This is a genomic window from Balneatrix alpica DSM 16621, assembly GCF_000619885.1.
Classification (GTDB): Bacteria; Pseudomonadota; Gammaproteobacteria; order Pseudomonadales; family Balneatricaceae; genus Balneatrix; species Balneatrix alpica.
Genome location: NZ_KK211040.1, coordinates 153,892 through 168,372 on the forward strand (window position 1 = coordinate 153,892; position 14,481 = coordinate 168,372).

At 55.6% G+C, this 14,481-nt stretch carries 18 protein-coding genes; 8 read left to right on the plus strand and 10 right to left on the minus strand.

The window, feature by feature from the left end:
* Positions 1 to 4: 4 nt before the first annotated feature.
* From rsxD to Q334_RS0113505, 7 genes are all read left to right on the plus strand, one after another.
* Entirely contained in the window at positions 5 to 1,045 is a 1,041-nt protein-coding gene (gene rsxD, locus Q334_RS0113475; protein ID WP_027313668.1) for an electron transport complex subunit RsxD, read from the plus strand.
* A gap of 6 nt (positions 1,046 to 1,051) precedes the next feature.
* Positions 1,052 to 1,681, plus strand: coding sequence for an electron transport complex subunit RsxG (gene rsxG / locus Q334_RS0113480; protein WP_027313669.1), 630 nt, complete (start codon positions 1,052 to 1,054; stop codon positions 1,679 to 1,681).
* Positions 1,674 to 2,384 carry an electron transport complex subunit E gene (locus Q334_RS0113485; protein ID WP_027313670.1) on the plus strand — a complete coding sequence of 237 codons (711 nt, stop codon included), beginning with the start codon at positions 1,674 to 1,676 and terminating at the stop codon, positions 2,382 to 2,384. The genes rsxG and Q334_RS0113485 overlap by 8 nt, the downstream gene beginning before the upstream one ends.
* 9 nt (positions 2,385 to 2,393) lie before the next feature.
* Entirely contained in the window at positions 2,394 to 3,029 is a 636-nt protein-coding gene (gene nth, locus Q334_RS0113490) for an endonuclease III (protein ID WP_027313671.1), read from the plus strand.
* Positions 3,030 to 3,091: 62 nt separating this feature from the next.
* Positions 3,092 to 5,470: an intermembrane phospholipid transport protein YdbH family protein gene (locus Q334_RS0113495; RefSeq protein WP_027313672.1), complete on the plus strand. Its 2,379-nt coding sequence runs from the start codon at positions 3,092 to 3,094 to the stop codon at positions 5,468 to 5,470.
* A gap of 19 nt (positions 5,471 to 5,489) precedes the next feature.
* The gene (locus tag Q334_RS0113500) at positions 5,490 to 5,678 is read left to right on the plus strand and encodes a YnbE family lipoprotein (RefSeq protein WP_027313673.1); all 189 of its coding nucleotides are present in this window, start codon (positions 5,490 to 5,492) and stop codon (positions 5,676 to 5,678) included.
* 9 nt (positions 5,679 to 5,687) lie between these two features.
* Positions 5,688 to 6,014 carry a YdbL family protein gene (locus Q334_RS0113505; protein ID WP_027313674.1) on the plus strand — a complete coding sequence of 109 codons (327 nt, stop codon included), beginning with the start codon at positions 5,688 to 5,690 and terminating at the stop codon, positions 6,012 to 6,014.
* 98 nt (positions 6,015 to 6,112) lie between these two features.
* On the opposite strand, the gene gloA is transcribed toward Q334_RS0113505, so the two are convergent.
* The 3 genes from gloA to Q334_RS19170 form a co-directional block, all read right to left on the minus strand.
* Positions 6,113 to 6,520: a lactoylglutathione lyase gene (gene gloA, locus Q334_RS0113510; RefSeq protein WP_027313675.1), complete on the minus strand. Its 408-nt coding sequence runs from the start codon at positions 6,518 to 6,520 to the stop codon at positions 6,113 to 6,115.
* Positions 6,521 to 6,602: 82 nt separating this feature from the next.
* Positions 6,603 to 7,826: an argininosuccinate synthase gene (locus tag Q334_RS0113515; protein ID WP_027313676.1), complete on the minus strand. Its 1,224-nt coding sequence runs from the start codon at positions 7,824 to 7,826 to the stop codon at positions 6,603 to 6,605.
* A 169-nt stretch (positions 7,827 to 7,995) separates the two neighbouring features.
* Positions 7,996 to 8,913: a flagellar protein MotY gene (locus Q334_RS19170; RefSeq protein WP_081414461.1), complete on the minus strand. Its 918-nt coding sequence runs from the start codon at positions 8,911 to 8,913 to the stop codon at positions 7,996 to 7,998.
* Between the two features lie 189 nt (positions 8,914 to 9,102).
* On the opposite strand from Q334_RS19170, the gene rnt reads away from it, so the two are divergent.
* The gene (gene rnt, locus Q334_RS0113525; RefSeq protein WP_211249546.1) at positions 9,103 to 9,768 is read left to right on the plus strand and encodes a ribonuclease T; all 666 of its coding nucleotides are present in this window, start codon (positions 9,103 to 9,105) and stop codon (positions 9,766 to 9,768) included.
* Positions 9,769 to 9,873: 105 nt separating this feature from the next.
* Here the strand turns inward: rnt and murB are convergent, their stop codons facing one another.
* The 7 genes from murB to Q334_RS0113560 are packed head-to-tail and all read right to left on the minus strand — an operon-like array spanning position 9,874 to position 14,464.
* Positions 9,874 to 10,923 carry a UDP-N-acetylmuramate dehydrogenase gene (gene murB, locus Q334_RS0113530; RefSeq protein WP_245593691.1) on the minus strand — a complete coding sequence of 350 codons (1,050 nt, stop codon included), beginning with the start codon at positions 10,921 to 10,923 and terminating at the stop codon, positions 9,874 to 9,876.
* Between the two features lie 49 nt (positions 10,924 to 10,972).
* Positions 10,973 to 11,440: a low molecular weight protein-tyrosine-phosphatase gene (locus tag Q334_RS0113535; protein ID WP_027313679.1), complete on the minus strand. Its 468-nt coding sequence runs from the start codon at positions 11,438 to 11,440 to the stop codon at positions 10,973 to 10,975.
* A complete protein-coding gene (kdsB, locus tag Q334_RS0113540; RefSeq protein WP_027313680.1) occupies positions 11,437 to 12,213 on the minus strand; it encodes a 3-deoxy-manno-octulosonate cytidylyltransferase in 777 nt (258 codons plus the stop codon). Before kdsB ends, Q334_RS0113535 begins: the two co-directional genes overlap by 4 nt.
* 2 nt (positions 12,214 to 12,215) lie before the next feature.
* Positions 12,216 to 12,413, minus strand: coding sequence for a Trm112 family protein (locus tag Q334_RS0113545; protein WP_035461629.1), 198 nt, complete (start codon positions 12,411 to 12,413; stop codon positions 12,216 to 12,218).
* The gene (lpxK, locus tag Q334_RS0113550; RefSeq protein ID WP_027313682.1) at positions 12,406 to 13,413 is read right to left on the minus strand and encodes a tetraacyldisaccharide 4'-kinase; all 1,008 of its coding nucleotides are present in this window, start codon (positions 13,411 to 13,413) and stop codon (positions 12,406 to 12,408) included. Before lpxK ends, Q334_RS0113545 begins: the two co-directional genes overlap by 8 nt.
* Positions 13,410 to 13,826, minus strand: coding sequence for an ExbD/TolR family protein (locus tag Q334_RS0113555; protein WP_027313683.1), 417 nt, complete (start codon positions 13,824 to 13,826; stop codon positions 13,410 to 13,412). Before Q334_RS0113555 ends, lpxK begins: the two co-directional genes overlap by 4 nt.
* Complete coding sequence (locus tag Q334_RS0113560; protein WP_027313684.1) at positions 13,823 to 14,464, minus strand: MotA/TolQ/ExbB proton channel family protein; 642 nt, start codon at positions 14,462 to 14,464, stop codon at positions 13,823 to 13,825. Before Q334_RS0113560 ends, Q334_RS0113555 begins: the two co-directional genes overlap by 4 nt.
* Positions 14,465 to 14,481: the final 17 nt, after the last annotated feature.

The window sequence follows — 14,481 nt, forward strand, 5'->3', positions numbered from 1 at the left end:
ATTTATGGCTTACATGCACGCAAGCTCTCCCTACGCCCATCAACCAGTCAGCACCGCCAAGGTGATGCGCACCGTCCTGTTCGCCACCCTGCCTGGCTTAGCCACTCTGACCTGGCTATTTGGCTGGGGCTCGCTGATCCAGCTCTTGCTCGCTTCTTTGACCGCACTCTGCTGTGAAGCTGCAGTCTTAGCCCTGCGCGGTCGCCCCATTCGCTTTTACCTGAAGGATAACAGCGCCCTGGTGACTGCCTGGTTACTGGCTTTATCGCTACCGGCATATGGCCCCTGGTGGCTGGTTGTCTTGGGCACGGCGGTGGCCATCATTATTGCCAAGCAGCTTTACGGCGGACTGGGCTACAACCCCTTCAACCCGGCCATGATTGGCTATGCCCTGCTACTAATTGCCCTGCCTGTGCCCATGACCCAGTGGAGTCTGCCCCTGCAACTGGCCCAGTGGCCTGATTTTTCCGATGCCCTGAGCCTGATCTTCGCTGGCAATCTGGCCTTGCCTGATGCCCTGACTGCCGCCACCCCGTTGGATGCCGTACGGCATAAAGGCGGACTGACGCTGAGTGAGCTCTGGCAAAACCATGCCACCCTTGCCACCGCCTGGCCTGCCTGGGTATGGCTTAGTCTCGCCTGGACCCTGGGCGGACTCTATATGCTCTACACCCGCATTATCACCTGGCATATCCCCGTCAGTTTAGTAGCCAGCCTGCTGCTTATTTCAGGGTTGTTTTATGCTGGCGATCCCAGCAACTACTCCACTCCTAGTTTTCACTTACTGGCTGGTGCAACCCTCTTCGGTGCCTTTTTTATCGCCACCGATCCGGTCACCGCAGCCACCAGTAATAAGGGCAAACTGATTTACGGTGCCGGTATTGGCATCCTGCTCTTTAGCATCCGCAGCTTTGGCAATTATCCTGATGCCATGGCCTTTGCCGTGTTGCTAATGAACCTGAGCGCTCCCTTTTTGGATTACTACACCCAACCGCGCACCTATGGCCATCAAAAAGCCAAACGTGGGCTGCCAAAGAAGGGTTAAGTCAGTATGTTGCTAAGTTCTATTCGTACTAACAGCTTAGGCCTTGGGCTTTTCGCCATCCTCACTGCCGCCGCCATTGCCCTGACCCAGGTATGGACGGCGCCACGGATTGAAGCCAACCGCACCGCCGCCGCCACCCGTGCATTGGATGAAATTATTCCCCCCAGCGCCCATGATGAGCCCTTCTTTGCGCACCCGCTGCCAATTGCGGCAGGTAGTCTGGGCTATGAACAGGAAACCACCGCCTATCAGGCACGCCTGCAAGGTAAGGTGGAGGCTGTCATTCTGCCAGTCAGTGCACCCGATGGTTATAGCGGTGCAATTGAGCTGGTTGTGGGTATCTGGGCGGATGGCCGTTTAGCCGGGGTGCGGGTGCTGCAGCATAAAGAAACCCCAGGACTGGGGGATAAGATTGAGACGCGCAAATCCGACTGGATTCACAGTTTTGCAGGACTCAGCCTAACCGCTGTGCCTGAACAAGCCTGGGCCGTCAAAAAAGACGGGGGGCAGTTTGACCAGTTTACCGGTGCCACCATTACCCCCAGGGCCATCGTTCATGCCGTTGAACGTGCCCTGCAATACTTTAATCACCAGCGTGCCAAGCTGCTCAGCGCGGAGGCAAGCAAAGATGGCTAATTACACTGAAATCACCCAACAAGGGTTATGGAAAAACAACCCTGCCCTGGTACAACTACTGGGGCTGTGTCCACTGCTGGCGGTAACCGGTTCAGTGGTCAACGCCCTGGGTCTGGGATTGGCTACCATCATCGTACTGACCGGCTCCAACCTGGCGGTTTCCTTGATTCGCAATCATGTGCCGGATGCGGTGCGCCTGCCAACCTTTGTGATGATCATCGCCTCCTTCACCACCTGTGTTGAATTGTTGATGCAGGGCTTTACCTACGAGCTGTACGAAATACTCGGCATCTTTATCCCCCTGATCGTCACCAACTGCGTCATTCTCGGCCGGGCCGATGCCTTTGCCAGCAAAAATCCCGTCGTGCCTGCGGTGCTGGATGGCTTGATGATGAGCCTAGGCTTTACCCTGGTGCTCGTGCTGCTTGGCGCAATTCGTGAGGTTCTGGGACAGGGCACGCTCTTTAGCCAAATGGAGTTGCTCTTCGGCCCCATGGCCAAAGACTGGGTATGGGTGGTTTTCAGCGATTACCCCGGCTTTCTGTTTGCCGTCCTCCCCCCTGGCGCCTTTGTCGCCCTGGGCCTGTTAATAGCGCTGAAAAATATCATTGATGCCCGCCTGAAAGAGCGCCAGGCCAAGCACCAGCCCAAAGCAGAGCCCAGTCCCAGTAGACGGGTACGGGTCACAGGCAATATCAGCTAAGGGTGAGCAATGAACAAGGCTAAACGGCTGGAAATGTTCCAGCGTCTGCAGCGGGAGAATCCTCACCCCACCACGGAGCTGGATTACAGTACCCCCTTTGAGTTACTGGTAGCGGTATTACTGTCGGCGCAAGCCACCGATAAAGGAGTTAACAAGGCTACAGCCAAGCTCTTTCCGGTGGCCAACACCCCTCAAGCCATGCTGGACCTTGGCCTTGATGGTCTCAAGGAATACATCAAAACCATTGGTCTCTATAACACCAAAGCTGAAAACCTGCTCAAAACCTGTCAGATCCTGTTGCAGCAACACCAGGGTGAGGTTCCACAGAGCCGTGCAGCACTTGAAGCGCTGCCTGGCGTCGGGCGTAAAACTGCCAACGTGATACTCAACACCGCCTTTGGCCAACCAACCATCGCGGTAGACACCCATATTTTCCGCGTTGCTAACCGCACCGGCTTGGCTCCAGGGAAAGACGTGCTGGAAGTTGAGAAAAAGCTGCTGCGCCATGTTCCCCGTGAGTTTAAGCAGGATGCCCATCACTGGCTGATTTTACATGGCCGCTATATCTGCATTGCCCGCAAACCCCGTTGCGGTGCCTGCGTATTGGCGGATTTATGTGATTTTGCTGATAAGATACTCGACTAAGACTAAGCTGATTCGCATAAGCCATGCCTGGCCCGAGCTAGGCGAAGGAATAAGGAGATCCCATGCGCAAACTGGGTTACACCCTGCTCTCATTGGTGTTTATCCTGTTTGGGCTCTATCTCACCTTACCGACCAGCCTCCCCCTCGCACTGGATGCCTATCTCGGTTGGAAGCAACCCGGCTGGCAGCTTAAGGGCATTCAATTTGAGCACCCCACCCTCGAACACTGGCGCTTCCAACATCTGGTGCTAGAAGGTCCCGAAGCCGAACTCCAGCTCAAGGACCTCAACCTGCTCTATCACCCCCTGCAGCTCTGGCGCGAAGGACGACTGCAGCAATTGCACATCCGGGAAGCACAACTACTACCACGCACCAGTAGCAACCCTGGGCAGAGCGCTCTGCCGCCCTTGCCTCCGTTAGCGCCTTCCTACTGGCTGGCACGCTTGCCTGCCGATGAGGTGTTACTCAATCGGCTGCTGATATCTTCCCCCCAGGCGGAGTTGGATATTGGTATCCAAGGCTATGCCAAAGAGCTGCGTCTGCAGGGCGAGCTACGCCAGCCTGATCGTCCCAATCTTGCTTTAAATGCCCGCTTGAGCCCGGATGACCAAGCTGAGTTTGAACTCTTTAATGATCAGCAGCAGCTCACCCTGCAGCTCGGCTGGCTACCACCCAGCCCACAACAACCTTTGGCATTTCGCTTCAATTTGCAGGGGCAAAGCGCTCTACCCTGGCCGGCACTGGCAAGCCTGAATGGTCAACTGGCGGGTAAGCTCGCCCTGGAGCAGCAAGGTTTACGCTTGACCCTCACCCCCGGCAGTGAACTGGCAGGGCCACTCCAACTCGCCCCCCTGCCTTCGGGTGAAGTACAACTATTAGTTGAGCAACCCACCGAACTGCTCTGGCAAGCTGGGCAGAATCTGCCTGCACTGCAGGCTGGAAGTCTGAGCCTGCAAACCCACTTCCCGGAACGTCCGCAAGATCAACTACTGCTACTGATTGATGAGATCGGCCATGAACGCTTGGCCGGCACCCTGCTCGCCAGTCTCAGCCAGCTAACCGGCTTGGGTATTGAACAGGGCCAATTACAGCTGGCACTTCCCCTTAGCCTGACCCCAACCGAACAACAGGGCTGGTTGGTCAGCCTGTTGCAGGGGGGCAATCTCAAGCTGAAAGCACGGCACCCGCAACAAGGCCCGCTCCCTGAGCTCAAGCTGAACTGGAACAGCGCCTTAACCCTGCTTTGGCAGGCTCAGCAAGGTAGCCTGCTGCAAGCTCCCTGGAGCGCACAGCTAGAACTCGCCGCCTGGCAAGCACTCGCACCCCAACGCTGGCAGCTGCAACTAGAGCGCCTGTTAATCCCTCCTGATGCCCCTCCCGCCTTTGCCATGCAGGGCAAAAGCAGCCAGTTGCAGCTAGGCTCCCTCGCCCTAACCAGCCAAATCAAACTCACTGGGCTGGAAGGTCGCACAGGTTTTGACTTCAATCTCAGTAGCGCCAACAGCCAGCTCAAAGCCAGCGGACAATTGGCTGAGCGCAATCTCGGTCAACTCAGTGCACGCTTGGCACTGGCCGAGCTGCAGCCCTGGCTGTCCCTGCCGCCAGAAGCCAGCATCAGCGGCCAGGCTGAGTGGGCGGGGCAATGGCAGTGGCAAAAGACGCTATTCGTCAGCGGCCGTGGCCGTGCCGACATCAACTTACAATGGCCGGAGTGGCCAGAAGTCAAAGGCCTTAGTCTGGCCTATCGCTTGGATGGCGAGCCCGAGCGAGGCAGCCTTAATCTGGATGCCAGTTTGGCGCATTATCCTTTAGCCGGTTTAGCCGATTTACGTCTGCAATCCCACATAGGTTATAGCCCAGAAGGTTATGCCATCCAGCTGGATCAATTCAGCCTGCAAGCACTCAGTGGCCGACTAAGAGTTGCTCCCACCCAGTTCAACTGGCCAGGTGAGATTCAAACCTATCTCTATCTGGAAGACCTTTCCCTCAGCGAACTGCTTGGCCTACGCCCCAACCTGGGGGTACGGGGTAAGGGCTCTCTGAAAGGTGCTCTGCCTATCCGTTATGACCACCAGGGACTGCATATTCGTCAAGGCTACCTAAGCACCAGTACCACAGGTGGCTCCCTGAGCTACAGCCTTAACCAAAACGCCTTACAGCTGGCTCAGCAGTATCCGCAAATCAGTTCCGTAGCGGCCCTGCTGGAAGACTTCCGCTATCAGAGCCTGGATGCCGAAGTCGACTACGCACCGGATGGCACCCTGGTGCTCAATACCCAACTCAGTGGCCACAACCCTGAATTTGAGCAAGGGCGCCAGGTTAACTTCAATATCCGTATTGAGGAAAACCTACTGCAACTATTACGCTCCTTGCAGCTAACCGGAAAGCTCAATACAGTACTGGGAGAGCGCATCAAGAATGAGCTGGAGAAATCGCCATGAACAGAGAGATGGGTACCCGATGAACAAAGTCTACCCAGCCTTGCTTGGCCTAACCCTGGTGTTAAGTGGTTGTGCCCCGACCGTCAAGGTGGAAACCCCTGACAAGCCCATCACCATCAACCTCAATGTAAAAATTGAACATGAGGTACTGGTGAAGCTCGATAAGCAGATTGACACTCTGCTAAATGAACACAGCGACCTGTTTTAAGGAGCAGTTATGGCAAGCTGGAAATACCTGCTCAGCCTTCTGAGCGCACTACTGCTAAGCCTGAGTGCCTGGGCGTTAAGCCTGGATGAAGCCAAAAATAAAGGCCTGGTAGGGGAAAGCAACCGCGGCTATCTGGTCGTCTTAAGTGGTGGCAAAGAGGTGCAAGCCCTGGCCGATGAGGTCAATCGTAAACGCCGTAGCGTTTATCAAGAGAATGCTAAAAGCGCCGGCGTCACCCTAGAGATTATGGAACAGCGTATTGGCCAACGCTTATTTGAAATGGCTAATCCTGGACAAATGGTGCAGAACCCCAGTGGTCAATGGTTAAAGAAGTAGGCAATTGCCAGAATCGAAGTCTAAAAAGGGAGCCGCAGCTCCCTTTTTTATTCCCAGACCAGGATGTGATTGAGTGATGCCTGCTACCTGGCAACGAGTTAGTGGCCTAAGCCCTTCCCCGCATCCTTGGCATTAATCAGCTCAATTTTGTAACCATCGGGATCCTCCACAAAGGCAATCACCGTTGTGCCGCCTTTGACAGGACCAGGCTCCCGGGTCACTTTGCCACCACTGAGCTTAATCTGCTCGCAAGTCGCATAGATATCAGCTGTTTCGATAGCGATATGACCATAAGCTGTGCCTAACTCATAAGCATGGGTATCCCAGTTATAGGTTAACTCCAGCACTGCCTCTTCGCTTTCTTCACCATAGCCGACAAACGCCAGGGTGTAGCGGTATTCCGGATTTTCGGATGTACGCAGCAAGCGCATACCTAGAACCTGGGTGTAAAACTCGATAGAACGCTCCAGGTTCGTTACCCGCAGCATGGTGTGTAGAATTCGCATTGGTCTTCCTTTTTCCCTCGCTCAAATGCAAACACCCCGGTTAAGCCGGGGTGTTGGTAAATAAGGCCTGTTACTCTGCTTTTCAATCGTCCAGCAGTTGGCGACCTTTTCCTGCGGCAATGCGCATACGCAGTGCATTCAGCTTAATGAAACCAGCCGCATCTTTCTGATCGTAAGCGCCGGCGTCATCTTCAAAGGTAGCAATGTTGGCATCGAACAAACTGTCTTCAGACTGACGGCCTACCACGATTACATTGCCCTTATACAGCTTCACGCGCACCTTACCGTTCACATGCTGCTGAGAATAATCGATCATTGCCTGCAGCATCTTGCGCTCTTCAGACCACCAGAAGCCGTTATAGACCAGGCTGGCATAACGCGGCATCAGCTCATCTTTCAGGTGAGCCACTTCACGGTCAAGCGTGATTGATTCGATGGCACGGTGCGCTTTCAGCATGATGGTGCCTCCTGGGGTCTCGTAGCAACCACGGGACTTCATGCCAACAAAGCGGTTTTCCACCAGATCCAGACGACCAATACCATTCGCCCCACCCAAACGGTTAAGGGTTTCCAGTACCTGTGCAGGACTCATGGGAGTATCGTTAATCGCAACGATGTCGCCCTTCTCGTAAGTCAGCTCAACATAGGTTGCTTCGTTGGGCGCCTGTTCCGGCGACACGCTCCAACGCCACATATCTTCCTCGGCCTCAAACCAAGGATCTTCCAGCGGACCGCCTTCATAGGAGATATGCAACAGGTTGGCATCCATCGAGTAAGGTGACTTTTTGCCACGCTTCATCTCAACCGGGATGTTATTCAGCTCACAGTAATCCAACAATTTTTCGCGGGAGTTCAAATCCCACTCGCGCCAGGGTGCAATCACTTTAACCCCGGGCTTCAGCGCATAGGCACCCAGTTCAAAACGTACTTGGTCATTGCCTTTTCCGGTAGCGCCGTGAGAAATCGCATCAGCACCGGTTTCATTGGCAATTTCGATCAGGCGCTTGGCAATCAGAGGGCGAGCAATTGAAGTACCCAGCAGATATTCCCCTTCATAGAGTGCATTGGCACGGAACATGGGGAACACGAAGTCACGCACAAACTCTTCGCGCAGGTCTTCAATGTAAATCTCTTTCACCCCCAGGGCCTGGGCCTTGGCTCGCGCGGGCTCCACTTCTTCTCCCTGACCAAGGTCGGCAGTAAAGGTCACCACTTCACATTGATAGTTTTCCTGCAGCCACTTGACGATTACGGACGTATCCAAACCACCAGAGTAGGCCAGCACGACTTTTTTTACGTTGGACATGATTGCTCCGTCTTGCTGCCATTCACAGGGGAAAGCCTCCCCGCTCAACAGGGAGGCATTATCTAACAGGGTTATAGATAAAGCAAAACAGCGAAATATTTTCTTTACTGATGCCGGTCATCATTTGAGCTAATGCGACCTGGGCGGGCTCACCACCCCGATCGGATGGCTAGTTACCCTCAGCCTGCTCAACTACCTGTGCTTGACCACTGTCCAGTCCCAGCTCCTGATCTTCGCGGTCCAGGCGGATAGTTACCCGGCGGTTACGGGCACGGTTTTCTGGTGTTTTGTTATCCACCACCGGATAACGCTCACCATGGAAGCGGGTAATAATCATGTTTTCAGGAATACCGAGCTTAACCAGGAAAGCGGTTACCTCCTGCGCCCGCTTTTTCGACAGATCACGGTTGAGCAGGCGGCGTCCCTGACTATCAGAATGGCCATCGATATAAATCGAATGCACTTCTTTATCCACACTCAGATAGTGCGCCATGACTTTCAAACGCTCTTTCGCCGCATCCGACAATTCCCATTCCGCTGCATTAAAGAGCACCGCGGTGCGCGCAATCTGGCGGAAGTTAACCGGCAACAGCTGGGCAACACAGCCCATGTAATCTTGGTAGGCCGCTTTAAAATTCACCGAGGAAACCTGTACCCGCAGGGTTTCATTGCTCCCCCGCCATTGCGGCGCACTAAAGGTCGGCACCTTGCCTTGATAGAGGCTTGCCAGCATCAACTCTGCTTCACGAGATGCGACCCCAGCACGCTCACCTTCATTCAGATTAACCTTGCCTATACGTGCTGTAGGCTCACCTGGACGCCAAGCCGGCGCCTCCGCTACCAGCTCAGCAGAACCTTGCAACATTTCACGTTGCAAGGCTTCCAGATAAAACTTCAGCGGCTCGCCCGCTTCATGCTCAAATACCACTTCACCAAAAGCGGGGATGTTATGGCTCAGGCGACACATAAAAGGAGATTGATCCAACTGCCATTGGGTATTTTCTAAACCTGCGGCAAAGGTAACCGCCTGGGCAGGTAGACTGACCAGCAAGGCTAAACACAGGGCTAACCCGCGCAAAATCCCCATAACAATACGACACCTGGACATGGATGTGGCCTGTATATCGGCCAATATCTAACAAGCTTAAGGGGCGGCCCACTGCCTCGGCAAGCCAAACTCCATTGCGCGTCCAGACAAAGTTTTATGCTCATGTTTGTCGGCGCACGGCCATATTGTTAGAATTCGCCTCCCTTTTTATTGACGGCGAGCAAGCTAATGACAACCTCTGCAGCCATGAGTAGTCGCTTTCGCGGCTATCTTCCGGTAGTGGTCGATGTAGAAACGGCGGGCTTCAATGCGGCCACCGACGCCCTGCTGGAAATTGCCGCTGTTACGCTACGCATGGACGAACAGGGGTTACTCTGGCCGGATCAGGTGCTGGACTGCCACCTTCATCCTTTTGAAGGGGCTAACTTAGAAGCCAGCGCACTGGAGTTTACCGGTATTGATCCCTTTGCCACCGAGCGCCAAGCTATTGCCGTTTCCGAGCCAGAAGCACTGGAGCAGGTCTTCAAGCCCATTCGTCAGGCGGTCAAAGCCAATGGCTGCAAGCGGGCCATTTTAGTCGGCCACAATGCCTCTTTCGATCTTGGCTTTGTCAATGCTCTGGTTGAGCGCTGCAGCTATAAGCGCAATCCCTTCCATCCCTTTTCCAGCTTTGACACTGCCACCCTGGCGGGGCTGGCCTATGGCCAAACCGTCCTCGCCAAAGCCTGTGACGCCGCCCAGATCGAGTTCAGCAATAAAGAGGCCCATAGCGCCCGCTATGATGCTCTGAAAACCGCCGAGCTGTTTTGTGCCATCGTCAATCGCTGGCAGGCCTTAGGGGGCTGGCCGCTCCTTAATGAACAGGACGAACAGGCAGAGCAGACGCCGGCCTGAGTGCCAGTCCTCCAGGCTTGCTACGTCAATAAGCGCAATAGCCAAAAGAAAATGGCGACCCACCGGATCGCCATTTCGCTAATACTGCCCACTACTATCGCCGGCTTAAGGCAAAATTTGTGGCTCTTGCTCCAGCTCAACCTGGTAACGCTGCCAGACTGCCTGGCGGATCTCTGCGGCTAACGCCTGCAACTGACGGCCATCTCCCTGACCGTAGTGCACCAGCACCAGTGCCTGTTGCTCATGCACACCCACTCCCTGACGGCGCATGCCTTTATAACCGAGCTGATCGATCAACCAACCAGCCGCCAGCTTATAACCTTCCCCATCGGGATAAGCGACTAGAGCAGGGAAACTTTCCTTAAGCTTTTGATAGTGAGCAGCACTCACCCAAGGATTTTTGAAAAAACTACCCGCATTACCTAGCACCGCAGGATCAGGCAGCTTACTTTGACGCACTGCAATCACCGCCTCGGCCACCTGTGCAGGAGTAGGATGCTTGATGCCCCATGCCGCCAATTGCGTATTCAGGGCTGCATAACCCAGCTTGGGCTGACCATCGGGCTGGAGGCGCAATTCCACCGCCGTAATAATGAACCCCTTACCTTCCGCTTGCTTAAACAAACTGTCGCGATAGGCAAAACGGCATTGCTGATTTTCCAACTCAATAAAGCGAAGAGATTGGCTATCCAAACAACGCACCCTGACCAGCACATCGGCAAGCTCAACGCCATAGGCACCAATATTCTGCACCGGTGCGGCCCCCAAAGTGCCAGGGATTAAGGCCAGATTTTCCAAACCCTGCCAGCCCTGCGCCAGACTATAGAGCACCAGCTGATGCCAGTTTTCCCCCGCTCCGGCTTCCAGCAGGATAGTCCTGTCCTGTTGCCGCACGCGCTTGCCCAGAATATGCATATGCACGGTCAGGCCTGGCAAATCCTCTAGCAGAACAACATTGCTGCCACCTCCCAACACCCGCCAACTGAGACCCAGCTGCTTGGCACTGGCGATGGCCTGGTGCAACTGCTCTTCAGAATCAACCTGGCAAAAGTACTCGGCTGTTGCCTGAAAACCCAGGGTATTAAACCTGGTCAGGTCGTAGTGGCGCTGCCAGTTCGCAGGAACTGCAACAGAGGAAGATACACCCAGTGTCAATTTATTTACCCTTTACTTGGCCTGCACCCGACAGTAGCGGCCGCTTATCTCAATGGGGTTGCAGCTGAGCTAGCCAATACTGGCAGCCTGCTTCGACCAGATCCAATACCTGAGCAAACCCCTCTGCCCCACCATAGTAAGGATCTGGCACCTCGTCCTCGGCCACCCCCGGCACCGGCTGCAGAAATAGTGCCACTTTAGCCTGAAGATGAGGGGGGCACAGGCGCCGCAGGTTAGCCAGATTCTGCTTATCCATGGCCAAGATCAGATCAAAGCGCACAAAGTCCTCTGCAACCACCTGGCGCGAGCGTAACCCGGCCAGCTCATAACCGCGCGCCCTGGCGGCCGCCTGGGTGCGGGGATCAGGCGGCTCTCCAGCGTGGGTTGCCGAAGTACCGGCGGAATCCACTTCCACCGACTTGGTTAACCCTGCACGGGCTACCAGCGCCCGCATCACCCCGTCGGCCGTTGGCGAGCGGCAGATATTGCCCAAGCATACGAACAGCACACGCTTCATCCTGGCTGCCCCTGTGCGGCCAACCAGTCCCTCACCCGCTGCAGGTCTGCGGCGGTATCAATCCCAGCTGGCGGCACCTGTAGCGCCTGCGCTACCTGAATACGTCCACCATTCTCCAGCACCCGCAACTGCTCCAGACACTCCCATTGCTCAAGTGACGAGCTGGGCCAACTGACAAAACGATTGAGCAATCCCACCCGGTAGGCATAAAGACCAATATGACGTTGGGCAGGCAACCCTGCTGGCAAGCTGGTCAGGGTACCCGACAAGGCGGCATCACGCGGCCAGGGAATGGGCGCCCGACTAAAATAAAGGGCACGGCCCTGCTGATCCTGCACCAGTTTCACCACATTCGGATTTTGCCACTGCGCAAGATCCGCTAAAGGCTCCGCCAGAGTAGCCATGTCAGCTTCCGAATGGACCTGCAAGAGCCCTGCTACCTGATCAATCAAGCTGGGGGGTAACAGCGGCTCATCCCCCTGCACATTGACGACAATCGCGTCATCCGCCAGCTGTAACTGGCTCGCGACTTCCTGCAGACGATCCGTGCCGGACGGATGGCTCGCCGCCGTCATACAGACCTCGGCACCAAATCCCCGTGCTACCTCAGCAATCCGCTCATCATCAGTAGCAATATAAATTTGTTGGGCTTGGCTTTGTTTAGCCTGGCGCCACACCCGCTCAATCATCGTCTGCCCGGCCAAGTCCAGCAATGGCTTACCTGGCAGGCGACTCGAGGCGTAGCGCGCAGGGATAACAACGATAAAGCTCATGTTTAGTGCTTCTTCTTCCGTTGTTGACGCTCTTCACTACTGAGTTGGCGGGCTTCCGATTCCAACATCACAGGAATGCCATCCCGCACTGGATAAGCCAGCCCGCTGGCATAACACACCAGCTCCTGCTGCTCCGGATGCCACTCCAGCGGCGCTTTGGTAACCGGGCAAACCAATAATTCCAACAGTTGCTTATCCATGATTAACCTCGTCAACCTTTAATACAGTGGCCAAACGCTGTTGTAGCGCTTGCCAGAATTCGGCCGGAAGCTGGGCCTCCACCGGGAGATACCAAGCATTGGCCGGAGCAAAGGCCTGGCATTTTACCGCATCTTTACTGGTCATCAGTAAAGGTAAGTCCTGATAGGGCTGTAAGTCGTGCGGCTGATAGGCGTAATGATCCGGTTTTGCCAAAGGAATCGGCTTTAATCCCGCCGCCTCCAGGGTCGCAAAAAAACGCTGGGGATGCCCTATCCCGGCCATCGCATACACAGACTGGCCCTGTAAAGCCGCCAGCGGCTGTCGCTCCTGCCCCCCTACCGACTGCAACTCACCGGGCTGCAGCTGCATCGACCAATACGGCACAGCAATCGGAAGTGGCTTAGCAAGAGGCCCATTCACCACACAGAAATCCACTTCTGCCAAACGCTGTGCCGGCTCTCGCAGTGGCCCTACCGGCAGGCAGTGACCATTGCCCAAGCCCCTGGCACCATCAATAACGGCGATTTCCAGCTGGCGGCCTAAACGGTAATGCTGCAAGCCATCATCGGCGACGATGATGTCCACCTCTGCCTGAGCAAGTAGCAACTTAACTGCCTCTACCCGCTGTGGACTCACCACTAGCGGACACTTGAGGCTACGGGCTAACAAACAGGGCTCATCTCCTGCCGCCATCGCCTGGGTCTGGGCTGTCACCCAAAGCGGGAAAGGCCCTTGGCCGCCATAACCACGGGAAACAATCCCCACACGCCAGCCCTGTGCCTGTAACCAACGCACTAATGCCTGGGTCAATGGGGTTTTGCCAGTGCCTCCCAGGCTGATATTGCCTACAACCAGCACCGGTACCGGCGCCTGCCAGGCCTCTGGCTGTAGCCGTTGACGGCGACGTTGCGCCAAGCGGCGAAACAAGTGCTCTAGCGGCGCCGCCAAGCCCAACCAACCCGGCTCATCACGGTACCAAGCCTGCTCTAACCACTTCATTGGCTTTGTGCTGCGGTCAGAATACGCACCTGTGGATGCCCTGCCTGACCCGCCGCATCCAAGGCGCGCACCACAAACTGATGAGGGGTACTGGCATCGGCGCTGATCAAAATGGGGACCTCGGCGTTGCCTTTGCCCAACGCCCGCAGCGCCTGGAGCAAGGTACCCAGCTCGCCATCCTGGAGTAACTGATCATTCACCGCCACCTGACCATCTGCACTAATACTCACCTCAATCGCCTCAGGTGGGCTCTCCTCCACACTGGCTGCAGATGAAGGCAGGCTCAATTGCAGTGGGCGGTCCCGCTCAAAGGTGGTGGACACCATAAAGAAGATCAACAGCAGAAAAACCACGTCGATCAGCGGCGTTAGATTCACACTGGCTTCTTCTCGACGTTGACGGCGGAACTTCATAACAACACCGATTGACGCGGGCTAAGCTCTGACTCACGGTCTCCGTGGAGAATTTCCACTAATTTAACCGCCTGAGCTTCCATATCGACCACCAGGGTGTCGACCTTACGCTGCAGGAGACGGTGCATAAACACCGCCGGAATGGCAATTACCAGACCTGCCGCCGTGGTGATCAATGCCTCCGCGATCCCGCCGGCCAAGGCGGCCGTATTGCCGGTGCCCACCTGGGTAATCTCGGTAAAAACGGTAATCATGCCTAATACCGTGCCGAGCAATCCCAGTAACGGCGCGATCGCCGCAATACTGCCCAGGGTATTGAGGTAACGCTCCAGCTCATGCACCACCGAGCTGGCCGCCTCTTCAATGCTCTCTTTCATAATCTCACGACCATGACGGGCATTGAGCAGCCCCGCCGCCATAATCGCTCCCAGGGGACTGCCCTGGCGCACCTGACTCAACATACTTTGATCCAGGCGATTATCCTTAATTGCCTGCCAAAGCTGTGGCAACAGCTCCGGCGGCGTTACCCGGCGAGTGCGCAGGGTCCAGAGCCGCTCCAGGCAAATGGCCAAGGCCACCACCGAACATAAGAGTAGCGGCACCATCAACCAACCACCTGCCTTGACCAGTTCCAACACCTGCATACTCCTTCGTA

Excerpts from the sequence above, each read along its gene's own strand:
- rsxD (WP_027313668.1), top strand. The coding sequence starts at position 5 with ATGGCTTACATGCACGCAAGCTCTCCCTACGCCCATCAACCAGTCAGC.
- rsxG (WP_027313669.1), top strand. The coding sequence starts at position 1,052 with ATGTTGCTAAGTTCTATTCGTACTAACAGCTTAGGCCTTGGGCTTTTC.
- Q334_RS0113485 (WP_027313670.1), top strand. The coding sequence starts at position 1,674 with ATGGCTAATTACACTGAAATCACCCAACAAGGGTTATGGAAAAACAAC.
- nth (WP_027313671.1), top strand. The coding sequence starts at position 2,394 with ATGAACAAGGCTAAACGGCTGGAAATGTTCCAGCGTCTGCAGCGGGAG.
- Q334_RS0113495 (WP_027313672.1), top strand. The coding sequence starts at position 3,092 with ATGCGCAAACTGGGTTACACCCTGCTCTCATTGGTGTTTATCCTGTTT.
- Q334_RS0113500 (WP_027313673.1), top strand. The coding sequence starts at position 5,490 with ATGAACAAAGTCTACCCAGCCTTGCTTGGCCTAACCCTGGTGTTAAGT.
- Q334_RS0113505 (WP_027313674.1), top strand. The coding sequence starts at position 5,688 with ATGGCAAGCTGGAAATACCTGCTCAGCCTTCTGAGCGCACTACTGCTA.
- gloA (WP_027313675.1), bottom strand. The coding sequence starts at position 6,520 with ATGCGAATTCTACACACCATGCTGCGGGTAACGAACCTGGAGCGTTCT.
- Q334_RS0113515 (WP_027313676.1), bottom strand. The coding sequence starts at position 7,826 with ATGTCCAACGTAAAAAAAGTCGTGCTGGCCTACTCTGGTGGTTTGGAT.
- Q334_RS19170 (WP_081414461.1), bottom strand. The coding sequence starts at position 8,913 with ATGGGGATTTTGCGCGGGTTAGCCCTGTGTTTAGCCTTGCTGGTCAGT.
- rnt (WP_211249546.1), top strand. The coding sequence starts at position 9,103 with ATGACAACCTCTGCAGCCATGAGTAGTCGCTTTCGCGGCTATCTTCCG.
- Q334_RS0113535 (WP_027313679.1), bottom strand. The coding sequence starts at position 11,440 with ATGAAGCGTGTGCTGTTCGTATGCTTGGGCAATATCTGCCGCTCGCCA.
- kdsB (WP_027313680.1), bottom strand. The coding sequence starts at position 12,213 with ATGAGCTTTATCGTTGTTATCCCTGCGCGCTACGCCTCGAGTCGCCTG.
- Q334_RS0113545 (WP_035461629.1), bottom strand. The coding sequence starts at position 12,413 with ATGGATAAGCAACTGTTGGAATTATTGGTTTGCCCGGTTACCAAAGCG.
- lpxK (WP_027313682.1), bottom strand. The coding sequence starts at position 13,413 with ATGAAGTGGTTAGAGCAGGCTTGGTACCGTGATGAGCCGGGTTGGTTG.
- Q334_RS0113555 (WP_027313683.1), bottom strand. The coding sequence starts at position 13,826 with ATGAAGTTCCGCCGTCAACGTCGAGAAGAAGCCAGTGTGAATCTAACG.